We start from the raw sequence: 20462 nt of genomic DNA, 5'->3' as shown, positions 1-20462 counted from the left end.
GGTGGTGCGTACCGCGGATCTGCTGCCGCTCGCCGTCGCCGTCCCGCTGCTGGGGGCCGTCGTGCTCGTCATCGGCGGGCGCCGGCTGCCACGGGTCGCCATCGACTCGCTGGCCACCGCCTTCGCTCTGCTGGAGGTCGCGGGGCTCGTCCTGCTGTGGGCGCGTACCGGCGACGGCCACGCCGTGTCCTGGGTCGGCGGCTGGTCTCCGGTCCGCGGGGAGAGCGTCGGCATCGTGCTGGCCGGCGACCGGATCGGCATCGGACTGGCGCTGCTGACCGGTGCGCTCGTCCTCGCGGTCGTCGTCTACTCCTGGCGCTACTTCGACGAGCCGCCCGTACAGCACGCCGGCGTCTTCCCCGCCCTCATCCTGCTGTTCGAGGCGGGCATGTGCGGCTTCGCGCTGACCGGCGACCTGTTCGACGCCTTCGTCTTCTTCGAACTCATGGGTGCCGTCGCCTACGCGCTCACCGGCTACCGCATCGAGGACCCGCGTCCGGTGCAGGGTGCCCTGATCTTCGGCATCGTCAACTCGCTGGGCGCGTACTGCTCGTTGCTGGGCATCGCGCTGCTCTACGCCCGTACCGGTGAACTCGGCTTCGCACAGATCGGGTTGAAGGCGGCCGGGCATCGCGGCGACGCCCTGCTGGCGGTCGCCTTCGTGCTCGTGGTCACCGGGCTGCTGGTGAAGGCGGCGGTGGTGCCCTTCCACTTCTGGCTGCCCGACGCCCATTCCGTCGCGCCGACCCCGGTGTGCATGCTGCTGTCGGGCGTCATGGTCGAGCTCGGCGTCTACGGCGCCGTACGCGTCTACTGGACGGTGTTCTCCGGCCCACGCGGCATCGCACAGCCGCATCTGCGGGCCGTGTTCGTCGCCGCGGGTGTGCTGACCGCGCTGGTGGGCGCGGTGATGTGCTGGCAGCAGCGGCACCTCAAACGCATGCTGGCCTTCTCGACCGTCGGCCACGTCGGACTCTTCCTCGTCGGCATGGCGCTGCTCAGCCCTGCCGGAACCGCCGGGGTGGCCCTCTACGTCGCCGCGCACGCCGGGGTGAAGGCGGCGCTGTTCGCCACCACGGGCGTCCTGCTCGACCGGCACGGCTCCGTCGACGAACACGGGCTGCACGGGCGAGGGCGTGATCTGCCGCTCGCCGGTGCGCTGTTCGCCCTCGGCGGGCTCGCGCTCGCCGGTCTGCCGCCGTTCGGCACCGCCCTGGGCAAGGCCGTCACCGAACACGCCGGCGAGGACCGGTTCCCCTGGCTGCCCGCCGTGTTCGTCCTCGTCTCGGCGGCCACCGGCGGGGCCGTACTGCGCGCCTCGGCGCGGATCTTCACCGGCGCCGGGCCCCGGCCGCGGGAGCGGTGCGCCGGACCCGAGACCACCGGCACCGGCGAGGAGCCCGAGATCCGCGACCCGCAGCGTCGCATCCCGGTCCCCATGCTCGCCGTGCCCGCCGTCCTGCTCTGCGCCTCGCTCGGCGTCGGACTGCTACCCGCGGTGGGCGGCGCACTCGGCCGCGCCGCCCGGCAGTTCACCGACCGCACCGCCTACACCGCCGCGGTCTACGGACACTCCGTCGCCCCGTCCTCCCCCGTGCCGGACACCGGCTGGTCCGCCGAGGGCGTGCTCCTCTCGCTGGCCTCGACCGCCTTGGCCACGCTGCTCGCGGCAGCCGCCGTGTGGGGTGCGAAGTGGCGGGGCGCGGCTCGCGTCGGATCTGTGGGCCGGGCAGTGGGGCGTGGGGTGGTGCTGCCGCTGCGCCGGTTGCACTCCGGCCACCTCGGCGACTACGTCGCCTGGCTCGCGGTCGGTGTGGCGGTGTTCCTCGTCGTCATGGCGGTGTAGCGCGCCGGCATGCGCCCGCGTGGAGCGGGAACCCGGGGCGCGTGGGACGGTCCTCGCGGTGGATCGAGGTGGCTGGGTATGCCCGTCTCCCCGTCTGTGACGGATCTGTTCGAGGGTGTGCCGGACGAGGAGCGCACGGCGCTGCGGCGAGCGGCTCGGCCCGGGAGCCCCAGGCCGATGCTGGCGACATTGACGGAGCGGTACTTCTCGGATCCGGAGTGGATATTCGAGCGCAAGCTCGACGGGGAGCGGTGCCTGGGTGTCCGTGACGGCGCTCGCGCCGGGCTGTTCTCCCGTACCGGCCAGTCGCTCACGGACACCTATCCCGAGATCACCGACGCACTCGGTGAACAGCACTGCGACGACTTCGTGGTGGACGGCGAGGTCGTGGCTTTCGAGGGCTCACGGACCAGCTTCGCGCGGCTGCAGCAGCGCATCGGGATCCACGACTCCCGCCGGGCGCGTGCCAGCCGGGTGGCGGTGACGTACTACGTTTTCGACGTGCTGTACCTGGCGGGCCACGATCTGACCGCCCTGCCCCTGCGCACCCGGAAGGCCCTGCTGCGCCGCGCCCTGGACTTCTCCCCGCCGCTGCGCCTCACCCCGCACCGCAATGCCGACGGCGAAGCGTATCTGCGCCAGGCGTGCGAGCGGGGCTGGGAGGGCGTCATCGCCAAGCGCGCGGACAGCCGCTACGAGCACCGGCGCTCGACGAAGTGGCTGAAGTTCAAGTGCGGGCGGCGGCAGGAACTGGTGATCGGCGGATTCACCGAGCCCGCGGGCAGCCGCACCGGCTTCGGCGCGCTGCTGGTCGGCTACTACGAGGGGCGACGCCTCGTCTATGCGGGCAAAGTCGGTACCGGTTACGACCGTGAGACGCTCGATGCGCTGCGCGCGCGGATGGACCGCCTGGAGCGTGGCCGCTCCCCCTTCGCGGGCAGTGCCCCGCGGGAGCGCGGCGCCCATTGGACCGAGCCGCGGCTCGTCGCCGAGATCGGGTTCACGGAGTGGACGGACGACGGGAAACTGCGCCATCCGCGATTCGTCGGACTGCGGACCGACAAGCCCGCGCACAAGGTCGTACGGGAGCAGCCCGGGAAGCCCGGAACGGACTCATGAGCGCCGGGACGGGGCGGGCGCCGTGTAATCCGCCGTGTCGTAGGTACTCGGAGTGACAGACGTCTTCTTGAGGAGATGAATCGGATGCTGTTCCTCGGACTGCTTCTCCTCGCGGCCACGGGCGCCTTCACGGGCCTGGCGATCGCGGGCAACCTGTCCGGCGGTCCGCAGTACGGCGTGTCGGTCCTCGGCCACCACATCGCCACGCTCAGCCCGCTCGGACTCTTCTGCTCCGGCCTCGCACTGGCTCTCATCTTCTGTCTGGGCCTGGCCATGGCGAGCGGAGCGGCACACCATCGCAGGAGCCCGCGTCCGCGCAAGGCACACCGTCGTACCACGGTCGGCCCGATGATGGGACCCGGCACCCGGGCCTGACACCCGCGTGTCGCTTCGTCCGGCGCGCGTGGCCCGCGCGCGCCGCCGAACCGCTCTGCCGGGACGACGGGCGTCGGGGTCGCGTCCACGGGTACCCGGCGAATGCGCAAGGTTTCTTCGGCGCTCGTCGCGCACGGCGGACGGAGGTGGCTCGGCCATGACTCGGTACGTGCGGGAGATCATGACGCAGGATCCGGTGACGGTGTCCGAGAAGACTCCCCTCACCGAGGTGGCGCGGCTCATGCGGCAGAAGGGTATCGGCGATGTCATCGTCACGGAGGGCGAGCACGTCTGCGGTCTGGTGACGGACCGCGATCTGGTGATCCGGGCCCTCGCCGACGAGCGTGACCCCACGCTGACGGTGGTGGGGCAGGTGTGCAGCAGGGACATGGTCACCTGTTCGTCGCAGGACCCGGTCGACGAGGCGATCCGCCTGATGCGGGAACACACCCTGCGGCGGCTGCCGGTCATCGACGACGACCGGCTGGTCGGGGCGCTCAGCCTGGGCGACCTGGCCGTCGAACGGGATCCGCACTCGGCACTCGCCGACATCAGCGCCGCGCGGCCGAACCGGTAGGCCGGCGCTGGCGCACCCGTATCCCGCCGAGGTGGTGTGCGGGTCCGTGAAATGGGCACATGGTGGGCATGGTCGGCGACACGGGCGACGAACTGCTGGCGCGGCGGCAGGGCACCGCCGGCCATCGGGCGGTGCCGCACACGGCGGATGTGGGGATCGAGGCATGGGGGCCGAGCCGCGAGCGGTGCCTCGCGGAGGCGGTCCTGGGGCTGGTGGAGTGTTTCGCCGACCTCTCCGGGGTACGGCCCACCGCCGTGGAGCGCCTGGAACTGGCCGAGTCGAGCGACGAGGAGCTGCTGGCGACCCTCCTGGACGAGGTGGTCTACCGCCTGGAAGTGCGCGGTGAGGTGCCCGTCGACGTGGAGGCGGAGGCGGTCGGCGACGGTCTCGGCATCCGGCTGTCGGTCGCAGGACTCGCCACGGTGGAGGTCACCGGGGCCCCGCCCAAAGGCGTGTCATGGCATCGGCTGCACATCGGGCCCGACCCGTACGGCTGGTCCTGCGGAGTGACCGTCGACGTATGAGCGGTGACGGTATGACTGGTGGCGGTATGAGCGGTGACGCCGAGGCCGGTTGACGGTCTCCCGTGTCCCCCCTGATCACGTCCCCGTGTCACCCTTTGACCACGCCGAGCGGAACCAGCCGGGCCACCCTGCCGCACAGCCCCGCCTCCTCGGCGACGGTGACCACCGCGTCGACGTCCTTGTAGGCCTCCGGCGCCTCCTCGGGCAGGCCGCGCCAGGACAGCGGGCGTGCCGCGATGCCGTCCCGTTCCAGCCTGGCCCGCAGTTGCGTGTCGGTGATGGTGCGCACGGCCTCGTGGCGGCTCATCGTGCGGCCCGCGCCGTGGCAGGTGGAGGCGAAGGCGCCCCCGCCGGGCACTCCGGCGAGGACGTACGAGGCCGTGCCCATGGTGCCGGGGATCAGCACCGGCTGCCCCACTCCGCTCAGGTCGCGGGGCAGATCGGGATGGCCGGGCGGGAAGGCGCGGGTGGCGCCCTTGCGGTGGACGCACAGCCGGCGGCGTGTCCCGTCCACGGGATGGGTCTCGATCTTGGCGAGGTTGTGCGAGACGTCGTACACCAGCGACAGCCGGACTCCCGCGGCCCGTTCGAAGACCCGGCGTGCCGCGTCGGTGAGCAGCTGGCGGTTGGCGCGCCCGTAGTTGGCGGCCGCCGCCATGGCACCGAGGTACGCGCGCCCCTCGGGCGAGTCCACGGGTGTGCAGGCCAGCTGCCGGTCCGGCACCGTGATGCCGTAGCGGGCCATGGCGCGGCCCATCTCCCGCACGTGATCGGTGCAGATCTGGTGTCCGAGGCCGCGCGAGCCGCAGTGGATCATCACGCACACCTGGCCCTCGGCCAGCCCGAACGCGGCCGCGGCCCGCTCGTCGTACACGCGGGCGACCTGCTGCACCTCCAGGAAGTGGTTGGCGGAGCCGAGGCTGCCGACCTGCCCGAGGCCGCGCTCGCGCGCCCGCCGGCCGACCCGGGTCACGTCCGCGTCGGCGACCGCCCCGCCGTCCTCGCAGCGGACCAGGTCGCGCTCCTCACCGTGCCCCTGCTCCACCGCGTAGCGGGATCCGCCCTCAAGGATCCGCTCCAGCTGCCGGGGCCCGTCCAGCCGCCACACCCCACCGGGCCCGGCCCCGCGCGGGATCGCCCTGTCCAGGCCGTCCATGACCGCGGGCAGGGCGGGCCGCAGCTCCGCACGGTCGCAGTCTGCGGCCAGCAGCCGTACCCCGCAGGAGATGTCGAAGCCGACCCCGCCGGGCGAGACCACGCCCCCCTCGTCCACGTCGGTCGCCGCCACACCGCCGATGGGGAAGCCGTAGCCCCAGTGGATGTCCGGCATGGCGTACGAGGCGCCGACGATTCCGGGCAGCGTGGCCACGTGAACCACCTGCTCCAGCGACTTCTCGGCGTCCTTCAGCAACTGCCGGGAGGCGAACACCATGCCCGGCACCCGCATGTCCCCGTGTCGTTCGATGCGGAAGCGGTAGGGCCGCTCCTCGACCAGTTCCATGACATCCTCCCGCGGTCACCTGGTCGTGTGCCGGCGCCGCGTCCACAGGGGCCAGGCGAACCAGCACAGCAGGTACCAGGCCAGCACCGCGGCGACCAGCCAGAGCACGGAGCTGTCGTGGGTCGCGACCCTGAGGACGAGCAGGAGCGCGGAGGTCGTCGTGGCGAGCAGCAGGACCAGGCCGACCAGGGTCAGCCGGGCCGCCCACACGACCGCCTGCGGTTTCACGCGTCGTCCGGCGACGAGCCGGTGCACGGACACCGGGCCGATCAGAGCCCCGGTCGCCGCGGCGCCGAGGACGATGGTCACGATGTAGATCGTCCGGTCCGTTCGGCCCAGCTGCGCGAACCTCGGTGTGAACACGACGGTGAGCAGGAAGCCGAAGAGGATCTGCACGCCCGTCTGGGCGACGCGGACCTCCTGGATCAGCTCTCCCCATCTGCGGTCGGCGCGCTCCTCCGCGGTCTCGTCACGCCCGGTGCGCGCGGTGCCCCCACCCCGTTCGGTGCCCGTCACGGCTCCTCCTGGATCAGCGGCTGCGCCCCCGCCGTCCCGGTACCCAGGGAGGCATCCTGTACACGCCCGGTCCCGGAACGGGCGGTCCGGTCCACCGGAAAGACGTCTGATCCGCGCGTTCGGGGAAACTCGGAGGCCAGGAGGTGCAGAACATGCTTGCCATCCTGCTGGTCCTGCTGCTGGCGCTGCTGCTCTTCGGCGTCGGCTTCGCGGTGAAGATTCTCTGGTGGATCGCTCTCGCGGTGTTCGTCGTGTGGCTCCTGGGCTTCCTGTTCCGCAGCGCGGCCGTCGGTGGGGCCAGGCGCCGCTGGTACCGGTGGTGAAAACGCCGTCATGAGTCCCGAGGCCAGGACGAAGGACCAGATCCGGGTCGGCGGTCGACGGGTGTCGTTGTCGAACCCGGACAAGGAGCTGTTTCCGGACGACGGGATCACCAAGGCCGAACTGGTCGACTACTACCGCTCCGTCGCCCGCCCGATGCTCACGCATCTCAGGGGCCGGCCGCTGGTGATGGAGCGGTACCCCGACGGGTACCAGGGAAAGTCCTTCTTCCACAAGGATGTTCCGGACTATTTCCCCGACTGGATCCGCACCGTCGAGGTGCCCAAGGAGGATGGCCGCCTCACCATGGCGGTGTGTGACGACACGGCCACCCTCGTCTATCTGGCCAACCAGGCGTGCATCACGCCGCATCCGTGGCTGAGCCCCGCGAACTGCCTGGACTGCCCCGACCGGTTGGTCTTCGACCTCGATCCTCCCGAGGGCGGGGAGAACGGCTTCGAGACCGTACGGTGGAGCGCCCGCACCCTGGGTGATCTGCTCACCGAACTCGGGCTGCGCCCCGCTCTGATGACGACAGGATCGCGGGGCATGCACCTGCTGGTCCTGCTCGACCGGCGCACGGACTTCGACACCGCGCGGCACTTCGCGCGCCGCGTCGCCGACCTGCTCGCCGCACGGCACAGCGACCGGCTGACGACCGAACCGCGCAAGAACAAGCGCCGGGGCCGCCTCTACCTGGACACCCAGCGCAACGCCTACGCCCAGACCTCGGTCGCCCCCTACGCCGTACGCGCCCGCCCGCACGCTCCTGTCGCCACCCCGCTGCACTGGGACGAGCTCGACGACCCGGACCTCGGCCCGCGCCGGTGGACACTGCGCACGCTGAGTGAGCGTCTCGACAAGTACGGCGACCCGTGGAAGGGGCTGGGCCGCTGCCGCCGCTCCCTCCGCACGGCACAACGGCGTCTGGACGACCTCACCTGAACGGACGAGTCGCCCGGCCGGGCTCCGGCGCGCACCATGGAGAGGCGCACGAACCGCCCCTCACGGCCCACAGACATCACGGATCCGGACGGATCCGGGCCGGCGCGGGAGAACGGAGACGCAGATGCTGATGCCCGACCTCAGAACCGCCGCCACGGCGCTGCGCGCCTACCGGATCGCTCAGGCCCGCCTGCTGCGGAATCCGGCGAATCCACTCCGCCGCCGTCAGTACGACGACACCGCCTACACACTCTGCGTACTGATGGGCAAACGCGACGCCACGGAGGCCGCCGCAGTGGCGGAACGCCTGCTCGCCGCGTCCTCCGCCGACACGAAGGCGAACCGTGCCCGCCGTACACGCACCACCATTCCCTGAGGCCTGCGCCGGGCAGCGTTCGCGGCGCGGATGCGGGCCCCGAGATGCGAACGCGGCCGGTCACGGTGACCCTGGGAGGGAAAGCCTCAAGTGATGAGGAGGGCTGCCATGTCCGTGATGGACAAGCTCAAGCAGATGCTCAAGGGTCATGAGGACCAGGCCAAGACGGGCGTCGACAAGGCGGGCGGCACGATCGACGAGCGGACCCAGGGCAAGTACCGCTCCCAGGTGGACACCGCGCAGCAGAAAGCGGACGAGTTCATCGACGAGAACCGCCAGGACAACCCTCCGCAGTAGCAGCGCACGGGCGCGGATAGAGTTGTGCGCCTATGCACAGCCCTCATGACCAGTACGTCCGCGTCCGCGGCGCCCGCGAACACAATCTCAAAGGCGCCGACGTCGACATCCCCCGCGACGTCCTGGCCGTGTTCACCGGCGTCTCCGGCTCGGGGAAGTCGTCCCTCGCGTTCGGGACGATCTACGCCGAGGCGCAGCGGCGGTACTTCGAGTCGGTCGCGCCGTATGCGCGCAGGCTGATCCATCAGGTCGGGGCGCCGAAGGTCGGCGAGATCACCGGGCTGCCGCCGGCGGTGTCGCTGCAGCAACGCCGCTCGGCCCCCACCTCCCGTTCCTCGGTGGGCACGGTCACCAATCTCTCCAACTCCCTGCGCATGCTGTTCTCACGCGCCGGGGAGTATCCGGCGGGCGCGGAGCGGCTCGAGTCGGACGCGTTCTCGCCGAACACGGCGGCCGGGGCCTGCCCTCAGTGCCACGGGCTGGGCCAAGTGCACGACACCACCGAGGAGTTGCTGGTCCCGGATCCCGGGCTGTCCATCCGCGAGGGTGCCATCGCCGCCTGGCCGGGCGCCTGGCAGGGCAAGAACCTGCGGGACATCCTCGACACGCTCGGCCATGACGTGGACCGGCCCTGGCGCGAGCTGCCCGCCGGGGCACGGGAGTGGATCCTGTTCACGGACGAGCAGCCAGTGGTCACCGTCCACCCCGTCCGTGACGCCGACCGCATCCAACGGCCGTACCAGGGCACGTACATGAGTGCCCGCCGGTATGTGCTGAAGACGTTCGCGGACACCAAGTCGGCCTCGCTGCGGGCGAAGGCGGAGCGATTCCTGAGCAGCGCGCCCTGCCCGGTGTGCGGAGGCAGCCGGCTGCGGCCCGAGGCGCTCGCGGTGACCTTCGGCGGCCGGACCATCGCCGAACTGGCCGCGCTGCCGCTGACCGATCTCGCCGTGCTGCTCGACGGGCGCGACGAGACCACCCGGGTCCTCACCGAGGACCTGAAGTCCCGGATCGCGCCCGTGGTCGAACTGGGCCTCGGTTATCTGAGCCTGGACCGGTCCACGCCCACCCTGTCCGCGGGTGAGCTGCAACGGCTGCGGCTCGCCACACAGCTGCGTTCCGGACTGTTCGGCGTGGTGTACGTGCTGGACGAGCCCTCCGCCGGACTGCACCCGGCGGACACCGAGGCGCTGCTGACCGTGCTGGCGCGGCTGAAAGCCGCGGGCAACTCGGTGTTCGTGGTGGAGCATCACCTGGAGGTGGTGCGCGGCGCCGACTGGCTGGTGGACGTCGGCCCCGGCGCGGGCGAGCACGGCGGGCGCGTGCTGTACAGCGGGCCGCCGGCCGAGCTGGCGTCGGTGGAGGAGTCGGCCACGGCGGCCTTCCTGTTCGACGAGTCACCCGGCCCGGCGCGTGAAGTCAGGGAGCCTTGCGGCTGGTTGACGGTGGGTCCGGTGACCCGGCACAACCTGCGCGAGGTGACGGCCGAGTTCCCGCTGGGCGCGTTCACCGCCGTCACCGGGGTATCCGGCTCCGGAAAGTCCACGCTGATCGGTGAGTTGACGGAGGAGTCGGCGGGCGTGGACCGGCTGGTCCGGGTCGACCAGCGGCCGATCGGACGGACCCCGCGCTCCAATCTGGCCACCTACACCGGCCTGTTCGATGTCGTCCGCAAGGTGTTCGCCGGCACCGAGGAGGCACGGACGCGCGGGTACGGGGTCGGCCGGTTCTCCTTCAACGTGGCCGGAGGGCGCTGCGAGACCTGTCAGGGCGAGGGGTTCGTCAGCGTCGAGCTGCTGTTCCTGCCGAGCACCTACGCACCCTGCCCGGACTGTGGCGGCGCCCGCTACAACCCGGAGACGCTCCAGGTGTCGTACCGGGACCGGAACATCGCCGAGGTGCTCGGTCTGACGGTGGAGGGCGCGGCGGAGTTCTTCGCCGACGTCCCGGCCGCCGCCCGGAGCCTGGGCACCCTGCTCGACGTGGGCCTCGGCTATCTGCGGCTCGGGCAGCCGGCGACCGAGCTGTCCGGCGGCGAGGCCCAGCGGATCAAGCTGGCGAGCGAGTTGCAGCGCGGCCGGCGCGGCCGCACCCTCTATCTGCTGGACGAGCCGACGACCGGGCTGCACCCGGCGGATGTGGAGGTGCTGATGGACCGGCTGCACGGGCTGGTCGACGCCGGGCACACGGTCGTGGTGGTCGAGCACGACATGACGGTGGTCGCGGGCGCCGACTGGGTCATCGACCTGGGCCCCGGCGGCGGCGACCGGGGCGGCCGGATCGTCGCTTCCGGTCCGCCGGAGCGGGTCGCCTCGGCGGCGGGCAGTGCGACTGCGCCCTATTTGGCGCGGGTCATGCCCTGAATGGTCAGCGCCGCGCAGTGCCGTCCGTCGTCCGCAGCGCCGTCGTGGCCGGTCGCGTCGGCGCGGCGGTAGCCGCATGGGAGATACAGCCCGCGCCCCTTCCGGGACTCGCCTGGGCGTCGGCCACCAGCACCGCGTGGGTCCAGTCGGGCTCCGGGGCGATCGACCGGGCCGCGGCAGCGAGGGTACGCCGGTCAGGATGGGTGCCCGGCTGGATCACCGGCCGTATCTCCACCTCGGCGACCAGGCCCCGGGTACGGGCCACCCGCCACAGGGAGGCGAGCAGGGTGTCCTCGCCGACGAACGCGGCGGCCGTACTGGCCGTACCGCCCTCCTGGGTGTAGCGGAGCCGCACCGGCTGCACAGGTACGCCCGCGTCCAGTGCGGCCTGGAAGACGGCCCGGTGGAAGCGGCCGTGGGCCCGCCCGCACCAGGTGCTGCCCTCCGGGAAGGCGGCCACGGCCGCGCCCTGGCGCAGCGCCTCGGCGATCCGGGCGACCGTCTCGGGCAGGGCGCGCAGCCGGTCCCGCTCGATGAACAGGGCTCCGCCGCGCGCGGCCAGGGCGCCCGCGACCGGCCACTGCCGGATCTCGGTCTTGGCGAGCATCCGGGCCGGGCGTACGGCGGTCAGCAGCGGGATGTCCAGCCACGAGACATGGTTGGCGACCAGCAGCAGTCCGCCGGACGGCGCGGCGGCGCCGGTGATCCGGACCTGGACCCCGATGGCGCGCACGATCGCCCGGCACCACCGTCCGACCCACTCGGCGGGGATCCTCCCACCGAGCGGAGTCAGCGTGACCCCGGCCAGGACCAGGGCCACGACCGCGGTCAGCCGCAGTACGGCCCGGGGCACGGCCGCGGCGGCCGGGGCCGGCTCCACACAGGCGCCCGGGGTACAGGGCGCGGTGGGCAGCCAGACGCTCATCAGGCCGGCACGAGGGAGAGGAAGTGCCGCAGATAGCGCGCGTTCACCCGGCGCATCGACAGCAGTACGTACATGTCGGCGACGCCGAAGTCCGGGTCGTGCGCGGGCTCGCCGCACACCCAGGCGCCGAGGCGGAGGTAGCCGCGGAGCAGGGCCGGCAGATCGGTGTGCCCGGCGGGGGCCTCGGTGTTCGGGATCCACGGCACCAGCGGCCGTACCCGGAACTCCTCGGGTGCCAGGTGCTTGGCACGCACCCGCTCCCAGGTGGCCGTCGCGAGGGCGCCTCCGTCGGCGAGCGGCACCGAGCAGCAGCCCGCCAGCCACTCGTGGCCGCGGTCGACCATGTAGCGGGCGATGCCGGCCCAGATCAGGCTGATCACGGCGCCGTCGCGGTGGTCGGGGTGCACACAGGAGCGGCCGACCTCGACCAGGGAGGGCCGGATCCCGTCGAGGGCGGCCAGCTCGAACTCGCCCTCGGAGTAGAGCCGCCCGGCGACCGAGGCCCGCTCCGGGGGCAGCAGCCGGTAGGTGCCGACGACCTGACCGGTCACGGTGTCGCGCACCAGCAGGTGGTCGCAGTAGGCGTCGAAGGCGTCGACGTCGAGGCCCGGCTGCGGGGTGGCCAGCAGGGCCCCCATCTCCCCGGCGAAGACGTCGTGCCGCAGCCGCTGCGCGGCACGCACGTCGTCCTCGTCACGGGCGAGGGTGACCGTGTAGCGGGTCGGTGCCGCGGGCTGCGGGGGGCGGTCTAGGGTGGAAACGCCGGTCATGGCTCTCTCCTGGTCACGGGCCGGTTCGGCGACGGCGACGGCGGCGGGCCGCGCGTACGGCCTGCTGCTCCTGTTCTTCCGACGCCGGTTGGCGAGCGCGTGACCTGTGCCCGGAGAGAGGATGTGGGAATGTTGAACGCCGGGGTCCCGGCGATCACCGGAAAGCCAGACGGGGCCGGGAAGAGCACCGCTCCCGGCCCCGCCCGTTCGCCTGTGCGACGAACGTCTCACTCTCCGTGGGGCGCTACCGCTTCCCCACCTTCCGGGTGGCCCGCAGCCACTCCCTGTTCATGCCGGTGATGGACACCAGGGGAATCCCCTTCGGGCATGCGGTGGCACACTCGCCGGTCAGCGTGCACCCGCCGAAGCCCTCCGCGTCCATCTGCGCCACCATGTCGAGCACCCGGGTCTCGCGCTCGGGTGCCCCCTGCGGCAGCACGTTCAGGTGGTTGACCTTGGCGGAGGTGAACAGCATCGCCGCACCGTTCGGGCACGCGGCCACACACGCCCCGCACCCGATGCACTCCGCGTGCTCGAACGCGAAGTCCGCGTCGGCCTTCGGCACCGTCGTGGCATGCGCCTCCGGCGCGGATCCGGTCGGCGCGGTGACATAGCCGCCGGCCTGGATGATCCGGTCGAACGCGGACCGGTCGACGACCAGGTCCTTGATCACCGGGAAGGCGGCGGCCCGCCACGGCTCGATGTCGATCGTGTCGCCGTCCTTGAAGGACCGCATGTGCAGCTGGCAGGTGGTGGTGCGCTCGGGACCGTGCGCGTCGCCGTTGATGACGAGCGAGCAAGCGCCGCAGATGCCCTCGCGGCAGTCGTGGTCGAAGGCGACGGGATCCTCGCCCGCGAGGATGAGCTGCTCGTTGAGGACGTCCAGCATCTCCAGGAAGGACATGTCGGACGAGATGCCGTCCACCTCGTACGTGGACATGGCGCCGTCGGCGTCGGCGTTCTTCTGCCGCCAGACGCGCAGGGTGAGCTTCATGCGTAGCTCCGCTGAGTGGGATGGACGTACTCGAAGACCAGGTCTTCCTTGTGCAGGGTGGGCGCCTGGCCGGTACCGCTGAACTCCCAGGCGGCCGCGTAGGAGAACTCCTCGTCCCTGCGGGCGGCCTCGCCGTCCGGGGTCTGGGACTCCTCGCGGAAGTGGCCGCCGCAGGACTCGGAGCGGTGCAGCGCGTCGAGGCAGATCAGCTCGGCCAGCTCCAGGTAGTCGACGATCCGGTTGGCCTTCTCCAGCGACTGGTTGAACTCCTCCCCGGTCCCGGGCACCTTGATGCGCCGCCAGAACTCCTCGCGGATCTGCGGGATGCGCTCCAGGGCCTTGCGCAGCCCGGAGTCGGTACGGGCCATGCCGCAGAACTCCCACATCAGCTCGCCGAGTTCACGGTGGAAGGAGTCGGGCGTACGGTCACCGTCCACGGACAGCAACAGGTTCAGCCGGTCCTCCGTCTCGGCCAGCACCTCCTGGACGGCGGGGTGTTGGGCCGTCACCGCCTCCTGGTGCGGGTTGCGGGCCAGGTAGTCGTTGATGGTGGCCGGCAGCACGAAGTAGCCGTCGGCGAGGCCCTGCATCAGCGCGGAGGCACCGAGCCGGTTGGCGCCGTGGTCGGAGAAGTTGGCCTCGCCGATCGCGAACAGGCCCGGGACGGTGGTCTGCAGGTCGTAGTCGACCCACAGTCCGCCCATCGTGTAGTGCACGGCCGGGTAGATCCGCATCGGCACCTCGTACGGATCCTCGTCGGTGATCCGCTGGTACATGTCGAAGAGGTTGCCGTACTTGGCCTCGACGGCCCCGCGCCCCATCCGCTCGATGGCGTCGGCGAAGTCGAGGTATACGCCCTGCCCGCCGGGGCCGACGCCCCTTCCCTCGTCGCAGACGTTCTTCGCGGCGCGGGAGGCGATGTCGCGCGGGACCAGGTTGCCGAAGGACGGATAGATGCGCTCCAGGTAGTAGTCGCGCTCGTCCTCGGGGATCTGGTTCGCGGGCCGGGTGTCGCCCTTGGCCCTCGGCACCCAGATACGGCCGTCGTTGCGCAGCGACTCGCTCATCAGCGTCAGCTTGGACTGGTGGTCGCCGGTGCGCGGGATGCAGGTCGGATGGATCTGTGTGAAGCAGGGGTTGGCGAAGTAGGCGCCACGCCGGTGCGCCCGCCAGACGGCGGTCGCGTTGGAGTTCATGGCGTTGGTCGACAGGTAGAAGACGTTTCCGTACCCGCCGCTGGCGAGGACGACGGCGTCCGCGAAGTACGTGTCGACACGACCTGTGATCAGGTCACGGGCCACGATTCCCCGGGCCCGCCCGTCCACGACGATCAGGTCGAGCATCTCGGTGCGCGGATGCATCTCCACGTTGCCCGCGGCGATCTGCCTGCTGAGGGCCTGGTACGCGCCGAGGAGCAGCTGCTGCCCCGTCTGGCCACGGGCGTAGAACGTACGCGAGACCTGTACGCCGCCGAAGGAGCGGGTGTCCAGCAGGCCGCCGTACTCGCGGGCGAAGGGCACACCCTGGGCCACGCACTGGTCGATGATCTCCACCGAGATCTGCGCAAGGCGGTGGACGTTGGACTCACGGGCGCGGAAGTCGCCGCCCTTGACGGTGTCGTAGAAAAGCCGGTGGATGGAGTCGCCGTCGTTGCGGTAGTTCTTCGCCGCGTTGATGCCGCCCTGCGCGGCGATGGAGTGGGCGCGGCGCGGGGAGTCCTGGTAGCAGAACTGCACGACGTGGTAGCCCTGTTCGGCGAGGGTGGCGCCCGCGGAGCCGCCCGCGAGGCCGGTACCGACGACGATGACGGTGTGCTTGCGCCGGTTGGCGGGGTTGACCAGCCTGGCCTCGAAGCGGCGCTTGTCCCAGCGCTCGTTGATCGGGCCGGACGGGGCCTTGGCGTCGGTGACCGGCTCGCCCGTCGCGTAGTTCACGTATTCGGTCATGTCAGCTCACCACTCCGGTCATGACGCCCACGGGTACGGCGACGAAGCCGGCCGTGAGCAGCAGCGCGAGGACGTTGGCGACGGTCTTCAGGGCGCGGTCGCGGGCGCGGCTGCCGACGCCGAGGGTCTGCGCGGCGCTCCAGAAGCCGTGCCGGATGTGCAGGCCGAGCGCGAGCATCGCGACGATGTAGACGACGTTGCTGTACCAGTGGGAGAAGTCGCCGACGACGTTCTGGTACGGGTGCCCGTTCTGGAAGTGTCCGGGGTGCACGGTGCCGGTGGTCAGGTCCAGGACGTGCCAGACGATGAACAGGCCGAGGATGATCCCGCCCCAGCGCATGGTGCGGGTGGCGTAGCTCGCCCGCGGCCTTGAGTGCACGTACTTGCTGGGCCGCGCCCTGATGTCCCGGCGGCTGAGCTGGTAGGCGGACGTGGCGTGGGCGGCCACGGCGACGACGAGGACGATCCGGATGAGCCAGAGCGTCCACTCGTAGTGCATGAAGGGTTCGCCGATGGTGCGCAGCCAGTGGGCATAGTGGTTGAACTCGCCCGCTCCGAAGTAGATCTTCAGATTGCCGATCATGTGCGCGACCAGGTACAGCAGCATGATCACGCCGCTGACGGCCATCACCGTCTTCTTGCCGACGGAGGAGTCCCACATCGTGCGCGCCATGGACGGCCGTCGGTCCGTCCGCGTTGCCAGAGCCATGCCAGGCACGCTAGGGCCGGAGGGCCCGATCAGTCCAAGACATGGTACGGCTGGATTCAATAGGCAGAAGCTATGGTGAAACCATGCAGTTCCAGCAGCTTCAGTATTTCGTCGCCGTCGCCGAGACCCGGCACTTCACCCGCGCCGCCGAGCTGGTGCATGTCGCCCAGCCGTCGCTTTCGCAGCAGATCAAGGCGCTGGAGCGGGAGCTGGGCGCGGATCTGTTCCTGCGCGCCCGGGGCAACATCACGCTCACCGACGCGGGCGAGGCCCTGCTGCCGCTGGCCCGGCGGATCCTGGCCGACGCGGACACCGCCCGGTACGAGGTGCAGGAGCTGGTGCAGCTGCGGCGAGGCCGGGTGCGGCTGGGGGCGACGCCGAGTCTGTGCACGGGTCTGCTGCCGGATGCGCTGCGCGCCTTCCACGACCGCTATCCCGGTATCCAGCTGATGATCGAGGAGGGCGGCTCGCACGACCTGGTGCGGGAGCTGGCCCGGGGCGCGCTGGACCTCGCGCTGATCGTGCTGCCGCTGCCGACGCCGGCGCCCGCGCTGTCGACGGTGGAGCTGCTGCGGGAGGAGCTGGTGGTGGTGTCCTCACCGGAGGCGCCCGCGCCCGGCCGGGGTGGCCGGGTGGTGCACATCGCCGACCTGGAGGGCGAGCGGCTTGTGATGTTCCGGCACGGCTACGACCTGCGGGAGCTGACCGTGGCGGCGTGTCGCTCCGCCGGGTTCGAGCCGGACTTCGCTGTTGAAGGGGGCGAGATGGATGCGGTGCTGGGTTTTGTCCGGGCGGGGTTGGGGATCGCTGTGGTGCCGCGGATGGTTGCCACGCGGTCCGGGCAGGGGCTCAGGGTGACTTCGCTGGCCCGTCCAGGGTTGCAGCGGGCCATTGCATTGGCTCATCGCAGTGACGTGGCGCCGCCGCGGGCTGCGCGGGAGTTGCAGCGGATGCTTCTTGAGCGGTGACGGTGTCTGTCGCCGGGTGCGTCTGCCTCTGAAGCGCCGTTTCGGGGTGCGGGTGCGTCGTGGTCGCTCGCGCAGTTCCCCGCGCCCCTTGTGGGGGGCTGCGCCCCCCACACCCCCCGATCAGCCCGTCGCGTCCACCAACGCCAAGTCGTGCAGGCGTTCCGGTGGGCCCGGGCGGGCGTAGTACCAGCCCTGGGCCGTGTCGCAGCCCAGCATGCGCAACTGCTCGGCCTGGGCGCCGGTTTCGACGCCCTCGACGGTGACCGCGAGGTCGAGGCTGTGGGCCAGGGTGACGATTCCCTCGACGATCTTCAGGTCGACGGGGTCGGCGGGGAACTGCTGCATGCCCTGGGTGAAGGAGCGGTCCAGTTTGAGGATGCTCACCGGCAGGCGGCGCAGGTTGGCGAGGTTGGAGTACCCGGTGCCGAAGTCGTCCAGGGCGATGTCGACGCCCATCTCGGCCAGCCGGTGCAGGGGTTTGAGCAGATCGTCGTCGGCGCCGATGAGCGCGGACTCGGTGACCTCCAGGCACAGGGCCTCCGGGGCGACGCCCGCACGCTCCAGGATGTCGACGGTGTCCTGTACCAGGCCGGGATGGCTGAGCTGGCACGGCGACAGGTTGACGTTGATGCGCAGGGGATCGGGGGCCGTCTCCTCGCCATGGCGTTCTCGCCAGGCGCGGGCCTGACGGATGGACTCCTCCAGGACCCAGCGGCCGAGCGGGACGATCAGCCCGGTGTGCTCGGCGAGCGGGATGAAGCGGTCGGGGCCGAGCACCCCGTGCTGCGGGTGCAGCCAGCGGACCAGGGCCTCGGCGCCGCGCACACTGCCGTCGCCGAGGTGGACGAGCGGCTGGTACTCGATGAAGAACTCGCCCCGTTCCAGGGCCGTGGGGAGGGCGGTGGTGAGGCCGTGGCGGGTGATGGCGCGGGCATCGGCCTCGGGGTCGGCCAGTTCGGAGCGGTTGCCGCCCGCCGACTTCGCCCGGTACATGGTGATGTCGGCGCTGCGCAGCACCTCGGCCGCGGTGCGTTCGCCGGCCGGGCCCTCGACGATGCCGAGGGAGCCGCGCACCATCAGGTCCCGGCCGTCGATGCTGATCGGGGTGATCAGGGCGCTCATGATGCGCTCGGCGAGTTCGTCCACCGCGCGCTCGGTGCCCGGCCCGGTGGTCAGGGCCACGAACTCGTCGCCGCCGAGCCGGGCGACCATCTCGCCGGGCGCGGTCGCGCAGGACTGCAGCCGGTCGGCGACCTCCACCAGCAGCCGGTCGCCGGCCGCGTGCCCGAGGCTGTCGTTGACGGTCTTAAAGCCGTCCAGGTCGAGATAGCAGAGGCCGAAGCGCTGTCCCTCGCCCGCGGCCAGCACCTTCTCCAGGCGCTCGAAGAACAGCGTGCGGTTGGGCAGGCCGGTGAGGGCGTCGTGCGTCGCCTCGTAGCGCAGCCGGAGGTTGAGCAGCCGGCGCTCGGTGGTGTCCTCCATGAGGGCGAGCTGGTACTGCGGTGCGCCGTCTGCGTCGCGCAGCAGGGAGACGGTCAGATTGGTCCACAGGACGGTGCCGTCGGGGCGGTTGAAGGCCTTTTCGAGGTGGTAGTGCTCGCGCTCGCCGCGGACGAGTTCGTCGTAGAGCTTCCAGGTCTGGGGCGCGTCCTCGGGATGCACCCAGTCCTGGACGCGGCGGCCGCGCAGGGCGTGGTCGGACTGCCCGAACATGCGCAGCAGCGCCTCGTTGACCTGGAGGACGTTCCCTTCGAGGTCGGCGATGCCGATCCCTATGGCGGCGCCTTCGAACACCGCGCGGAAGCGGGCCTCGCTGGCGTGCAGGGCCTGGGCGACCAGGCCCTGGGCCTGCAACGCGGCCTGGGCGATGGACTCCTGCTCGGTGAGGGTGCGCTCGCGCAGTGCCTCGGCGTACCCGGCGGCCATCGCGTGCTGCAACCGCGAGGAGCGCATGCGCGGTTGGTCCTGGGGGCCGTCCTCGGCGCAGTACAGCACCAGATAGGCGTCGACGCAGTCCAGGGTCCGGGCGAGCGCCTCGGGGTCGGTGCAGTGCGCGCCGACCAGGGCGGCGCCGACCCTCTTCGCGCCGTCGGCGTCGAAGCCGCGAGCCCGCAGCAGCTCGCTCAACCGGCGTGCGAGCGGCAGGAGTTCTTCCTCGAACTCGGCGCGGGTCAGCGACGTGGAGGTCACCGGGTACACCGCCCGGCTCCAGATCGTCGTGAACCGGCGCAGTCTGCCCTCCGGCCCGTCCGGCCCGGCCCTCACGCCGTACGCCCCACGCCGGCGAACCCGGAGAAGGCGAACGGATCCTCGTCCTCCGGCGCCGACTCCGGCCGCCAGTGCGGCATCGGCACCAGTCCCGGTTCCACCATGTCGTACCCCTCGAAGAACCGCGCGATCTCGTCGCGCGAGCGCATGATCAGCGGGTTGCGAATGTCCTTGTATACGTCCACCGCGCCCTCGGCCCGCTCGGCAGGCACCGGGATTCCCTCGTACGAGGCATGGGTGAGGATCAGCAGGCTGCCGGGCGCGAGCGCCTCGCGCAGCTCGGCCACCGCACCGTAGGGGTCGTCCGCGTCTTCCACGAAGTGCAGTATGGCAACCAGGAGGAGGGCAACCGGCCGGTTCAGGTCGATCAGCCCCTCTACCTGGGGGCTGGAGAGGATCTCCTCCGGCTTGCGCAGGTCCGCAGCAACCACATCCGCGTCATCGTTCCCCGCCAGCACCGCCTGGCTGTGTGCGACGGCGACCGGGTCGTGGTCGACGTAGACCACGTGGGCGCCCGGTACGGCCGCCTGGGCCACCTCGTGGACGTTGCCGAACGTCGGGATGCCGGAGCCGATGTCCAGGTACTGGGTGATGCCCTGCTGGGCCGCGAAGCGCACGGCGCGGCGCATGAACGCCCGGTTGGCCTGCATGATCTTCGGCAGCCCCGGCATGAACTCCATCGCCTTGCGGGCCGCGTCCCGGTCCACCTCGAAGTTGTGCGAGCCGCCCAGGTAATAGTCGTAGATCCGCGAGACGCTCGGCACCGAGATGTCGATGCTCCGTGGGGCCCAGGCGGGGCGCTCCATGTATCTCTCCAACGCGTAGACGACAGGGCAGGCGATCCGGTGTTCGAGCTGAGGCTACTGATCGCCCGCCAAAGGAGCGACCCAAACCGGAAATTGACCGTCCGTTCCCCGCCACTGCCTGCGGCAAGTGCCCGTATGACCCCGCTGTGTCACGGCTGTTCCCGGGTTGGACCGCTCCTCCCGACCCGCCCGGCCGCCCCGCGCACTCCTCACCTGCACAGCCCCCACGCACAACGGTCCGCCCCCTCCGTGCGGTGCGGAGGGGGCGGACCTTCGGTGGCGCTCCGGGTCGGGCGGGGCGATCGACCCTGGGGAG

20 protein-coding genes are annotated in these 20462 nt (G+C 71.4%); 11 read left to right on the top strand and 9 right to left on the bottom strand.

Features of this window, described 5'->3' with window-relative positions; genetic code table 11:
* Nucleotides 1–4 precede the first annotated feature (4 nt).
* The 5 genes from AV521_RS01100 to AV521_RS01080 all read left to right on the top strand — a co-directional run bounded on the left by AV521_RS01100 (nt 5) and on the right by AV521_RS01080 (nt 4441).
* Nucleotides 5–1846: a complex I subunit 5 family protein gene (locus AV521_RS01100; RefSeq protein WP_076083379.1), complete on the top strand. Its 1842-nt coding sequence runs from the start codon at nt 5–7 to the stop codon at nt 1844–1846.
* A 78-nt stretch (nt 1847–1924) separates the two neighbouring features.
* On the top strand, nt 1925–2965 hold the full coding sequence (gene ligD / locus AV521_RS01095; protein ID WP_107480776.1) for a non-homologous end-joining DNA ligase: 1041 nt from the start codon (nt 1925–1927) through the stop codon (nt 2963–2965).
* 84 nt (nt 2966–3049) lie between these two features.
* On the top strand, nt 3050–3340 hold the full coding sequence (locus AV521_RS01090) for a hypothetical protein (protein WP_076082286.1): 291 nt from the start codon (nt 3050–3052) through the stop codon (nt 3338–3340).
* Nucleotides 3341–3497: 157 nt separating this feature from the next.
* Nucleotides 3498–3917 (top strand): CBS domain-containing protein, encoded by a 420-nt coding sequence (locus AV521_RS01085; RefSeq protein WP_076082285.1) that lies wholly within the window; start codon nt 3498–3500, stop codon nt 3915–3917.
* Between the two features lie 68 nt (nt 3918–3985).
* Nucleotides 3986–4441 (top strand): archease, encoded by a 456-nt coding sequence (locus tag AV521_RS01080; protein ID WP_076083373.1) that lies wholly within the window; start codon nt 3986–3988, stop codon nt 4439–4441.
* A gap of 88 nt (nt 4442–4529) precedes the next feature.
* Here AV521_RS01080 and AV521_RS01075 read toward each other — a convergent pair whose 3' ends face one another.
* Together AV521_RS01075 and AV521_RS01070 are read right to left on the bottom strand one after the other, a co-directional pair.
* Nucleotides 4530–5942 (bottom strand): RtcB family protein, encoded by a 1413-nt coding sequence (locus AV521_RS01075; RefSeq protein ID WP_076082284.1) that lies wholly within the window; start codon nt 5940–5942, stop codon nt 4530–4532.
* Between the two features lie 15 nt (nt 5943–5957).
* A complete protein-coding gene (locus AV521_RS01070; RefSeq protein ID WP_076082283.1) occupies nt 5958–6458 on the bottom strand; it encodes a DUF6328 family protein in 501 nt (166 codons plus the stop codon).
* A gap of 152 nt (nt 6459–6610) precedes the next feature.
* Between AV521_RS01070 and AV521_RS01065 the strand changes: the two genes are divergently transcribed.
* The 5 genes from AV521_RS01065 to AV521_RS01045 all read left to right on the top strand — a co-directional run bounded on the left by AV521_RS01065 (nt 6611) and on the right by AV521_RS01045 (nt 10760).
* On the top strand, nt 6611–6781 hold the full coding sequence (locus AV521_RS01065) for a hydrophobic protein (RefSeq protein WP_076082282.1): 171 nt from the start codon (nt 6611–6613) through the stop codon (nt 6779–6781).
* 10 nt (nt 6782–6791) lie between these two features.
* Nucleotides 6792–7724, top strand: coding sequence for a non-homologous end-joining DNA ligase (gene ligD, locus AV521_RS01060; protein ID WP_076082281.1), 933 nt, complete (start codon nt 6792–6794; stop codon nt 7722–7724).
* 130 nt (nt 7725–7854) lie between these two features.
* On the top strand, nt 7855–8100 hold the full coding sequence (locus AV521_RS01055) for a DUF5133 domain-containing protein (RefSeq protein WP_256725378.1): 246 nt from the start codon (nt 7855–7857) through the stop codon (nt 8098–8100).
* Nucleotides 8101–8208: 108 nt separating this feature from the next.
* The gene (locus AV521_RS01050) at nt 8209–8397 is read left to right on the top strand and encodes an antitoxin (protein ID WP_076082279.1); all 189 of its coding nucleotides are present in this window, start codon (nt 8209–8211) and stop codon (nt 8395–8397) included.
* 32 nt (nt 8398–8429) lie between these two features.
* The gene (locus AV521_RS01045) at nt 8430–10760 is read left to right on the top strand and encodes an excinuclease ABC subunit UvrA (RefSeq protein ID WP_076082278.1); all 2331 of its coding nucleotides are present in this window, start codon (nt 8430–8432) and stop codon (nt 10758–10760) included.
* Nucleotides 10761–10764: 4 nt separating this feature from the next.
* Here the strand turns inward: AV521_RS01045 and AV521_RS01040 are convergent, their stop codons facing one another.
* The 5 genes from AV521_RS01040 to AV521_RS01020 all read right to left on the bottom strand — a co-directional run bounded on the left by AV521_RS01040 (nt 10765) and on the right by AV521_RS01020 (nt 16068).
* The gene (locus tag AV521_RS01040; RefSeq protein WP_076082277.1) at nt 10765–11685 is read right to left on the bottom strand and encodes a 1-acyl-sn-glycerol-3-phosphate acyltransferase; all 921 of its coding nucleotides are present in this window, start codon (nt 11683–11685) and stop codon (nt 10765–10767) included.
* Nucleotides 11685–12455, bottom strand: coding sequence for a GNAT family N-acetyltransferase (locus tag AV521_RS01035; RefSeq protein ID WP_076082276.1), 771 nt, complete (start codon nt 12453–12455; stop codon nt 11685–11687). Before AV521_RS01035 ends, AV521_RS01040 begins: the two co-directional genes overlap by 1 nt.
* A 244-nt stretch (nt 12456–12699) precedes the next feature.
* On the bottom strand, nt 12700–13449 hold the full coding sequence (locus tag AV521_RS01030) for a succinate dehydrogenase/fumarate reductase iron-sulfur subunit (protein WP_076082274.1): 750 nt from the start codon (nt 13447–13449) through the stop codon (nt 12700–12702).
* Complete coding sequence (locus AV521_RS01025; RefSeq protein ID WP_076082272.1) at nt 13446–15395, bottom strand: fumarate reductase/succinate dehydrogenase flavoprotein subunit; 1950 nt, start codon at nt 15393–15395, stop codon at nt 13446–13448. The genes AV521_RS01030 and AV521_RS01025 overlap by 4 nt, the downstream gene beginning before the upstream one ends.
* A 1-nt stretch (nt 15396) precedes the next feature.
* Nucleotides 15397–16068 (bottom strand): succinate dehydrogenase, encoded by a 672-nt coding sequence (locus AV521_RS01020; protein WP_076082270.1) that lies wholly within the window; start codon nt 16066–16068, stop codon nt 15397–15399.
* Between the two features lie 119 nt (nt 16069–16187).
* Between AV521_RS01020 and AV521_RS01015 the strand changes: the two genes are divergently transcribed.
* A complete protein-coding gene (locus tag AV521_RS01015; protein ID WP_076082268.1) occupies nt 16188–17072 on the top strand; it encodes a LysR family transcriptional regulator in 885 nt (294 codons plus the stop codon).
* A gap of 120 nt (nt 17073–17192) precedes the next feature.
* Here AV521_RS01015 and AV521_RS01010 read toward each other — a convergent pair whose 3' ends face one another.
* Both AV521_RS01010 and AV521_RS01005 read right to left on the bottom strand, forming a co-directional pair.
* Nucleotides 17193–19337: a bifunctional diguanylate cyclase/phosphodiesterase gene (locus tag AV521_RS01010; RefSeq protein ID WP_076082267.1), complete on the bottom strand. Its 2145-nt coding sequence runs from the start codon at nt 19335–19337 to the stop codon at nt 17193–17195.
* Nucleotides 19334–20146: an SAM-dependent methyltransferase gene (locus tag AV521_RS01005; RefSeq protein WP_076082266.1), complete on the bottom strand. Its 813-nt coding sequence runs from the start codon at nt 20144–20146 to the stop codon at nt 19334–19336. Before AV521_RS01005 ends, AV521_RS01010 begins: the two co-directional genes overlap by 4 nt.
* Between the last annotated feature and the right edge of the window lie 316 nt (nt 20147–20462).

Source organism: Streptomyces sp. IMTB 2501, assembly GCF_001953885.1.
Taxonomy (GTDB): domain Bacteria; phylum Actinomycetota; class Actinomycetes; order Streptomycetales; family Streptomycetaceae; genus Streptomyces.
This window is presented reverse-complemented; position numbering and strand designations above follow the sequence as displayed.

What these genes read in the sequence shown, in the direction of transcription:
- ligD (WP_107480776.1), top strand. Translation starts at nt 1,925, where the DNA reads ATGCCCGTCTCCCCGTCTGTGACGGATCTGTTCGAGGGTGTGCCGGAC.
- AV521_RS01090 (WP_076082286.1), top strand. Translation starts at nt 3,050, where the DNA reads ATGCTGTTCCTCGGACTGCTTCTCCTCGCGGCCACGGGCGCCTTCACG.
- AV521_RS01085 (WP_076082285.1), top strand. Translation starts at nt 3,498, where the DNA reads ATGACTCGGTACGTGCGGGAGATCATGACGCAGGATCCGGTGACGGTG.
- AV521_RS01080 (WP_076083373.1), top strand. Translation starts at nt 3,986, where the DNA reads ATGGTCGGCGACACGGGCGACGAACTGCTGGCGCGGCGGCAGGGCACC.
- AV521_RS01075 (WP_076082284.1), bottom strand. Translation starts at nt 5,942, where the DNA reads ATGGAACTGGTCGAGGAGCGGCCCTACCGCTTCCGCATCGAACGACAC.
- AV521_RS01065 (WP_076082282.1), top strand. Translation starts at nt 6,611, where the DNA reads ATGCTTGCCATCCTGCTGGTCCTGCTGCTGGCGCTGCTGCTCTTCGGC.
- ligD (WP_076082281.1), top strand. Translation starts at nt 6,792, where the DNA reads ATGAGTCCCGAGGCCAGGACGAAGGACCAGATCCGGGTCGGCGGTCGA.
- AV521_RS01055 (WP_256725378.1), top strand. Translation starts at nt 7,855, where the DNA reads ATGCCCGACCTCAGAACCGCCGCCACGGCGCTGCGCGCCTACCGGATC.
- AV521_RS01050 (WP_076082279.1), top strand. Translation starts at nt 8,209, where the DNA reads ATGTCCGTGATGGACAAGCTCAAGCAGATGCTCAAGGGTCATGAGGAC.
- AV521_RS01045 (WP_076082278.1), top strand. Translation starts at nt 8,430, where the DNA reads ATGCACAGCCCTCATGACCAGTACGTCCGCGTCCGCGGCGCCCGCGAA.
- AV521_RS01040 (WP_076082277.1), bottom strand. Translation starts at nt 11,685, where the DNA reads ATGAGCGTCTGGCTGCCCACCGCGCCCTGTACCCCGGGCGCCTGTGTG.
- AV521_RS01035 (WP_076082276.1), bottom strand. Translation starts at nt 12,455, where the DNA reads ATGACCGGCGTTTCCACCCTAGACCGCCCCCCGCAGCCCGCGGCACCG.
- AV521_RS01030 (WP_076082274.1), bottom strand. Translation starts at nt 13,449, where the DNA reads ATGAAGCTCACCCTGCGCGTCTGGCGGCAGAAGAACGCCGACGCCGAC.
- AV521_RS01025 (WP_076082272.1), bottom strand. Translation starts at nt 15,395, where the DNA reads ATGACCGAATACGTGAACTACGCGACGGGCGAGCCGGTCACCGACGCC.
- AV521_RS01020 (WP_076082270.1), bottom strand. Translation starts at nt 16,068, where the DNA reads ATGGCGCGCACGATGTGGGACTCCTCCGTCGGCAAGAAGACGGTGATG.
- AV521_RS01015 (WP_076082268.1), top strand. Translation starts at nt 16,188, where the DNA reads ATGCAGTTCCAGCAGCTTCAGTATTTCGTCGCCGTCGCCGAGACCCGG.
- AV521_RS01005 (WP_076082266.1), bottom strand. Translation starts at nt 20,146, where the DNA reads ATGGAGCGCCCCGCCTGGGCCCCACGGAGCATCGACATCTCGGTGCCG.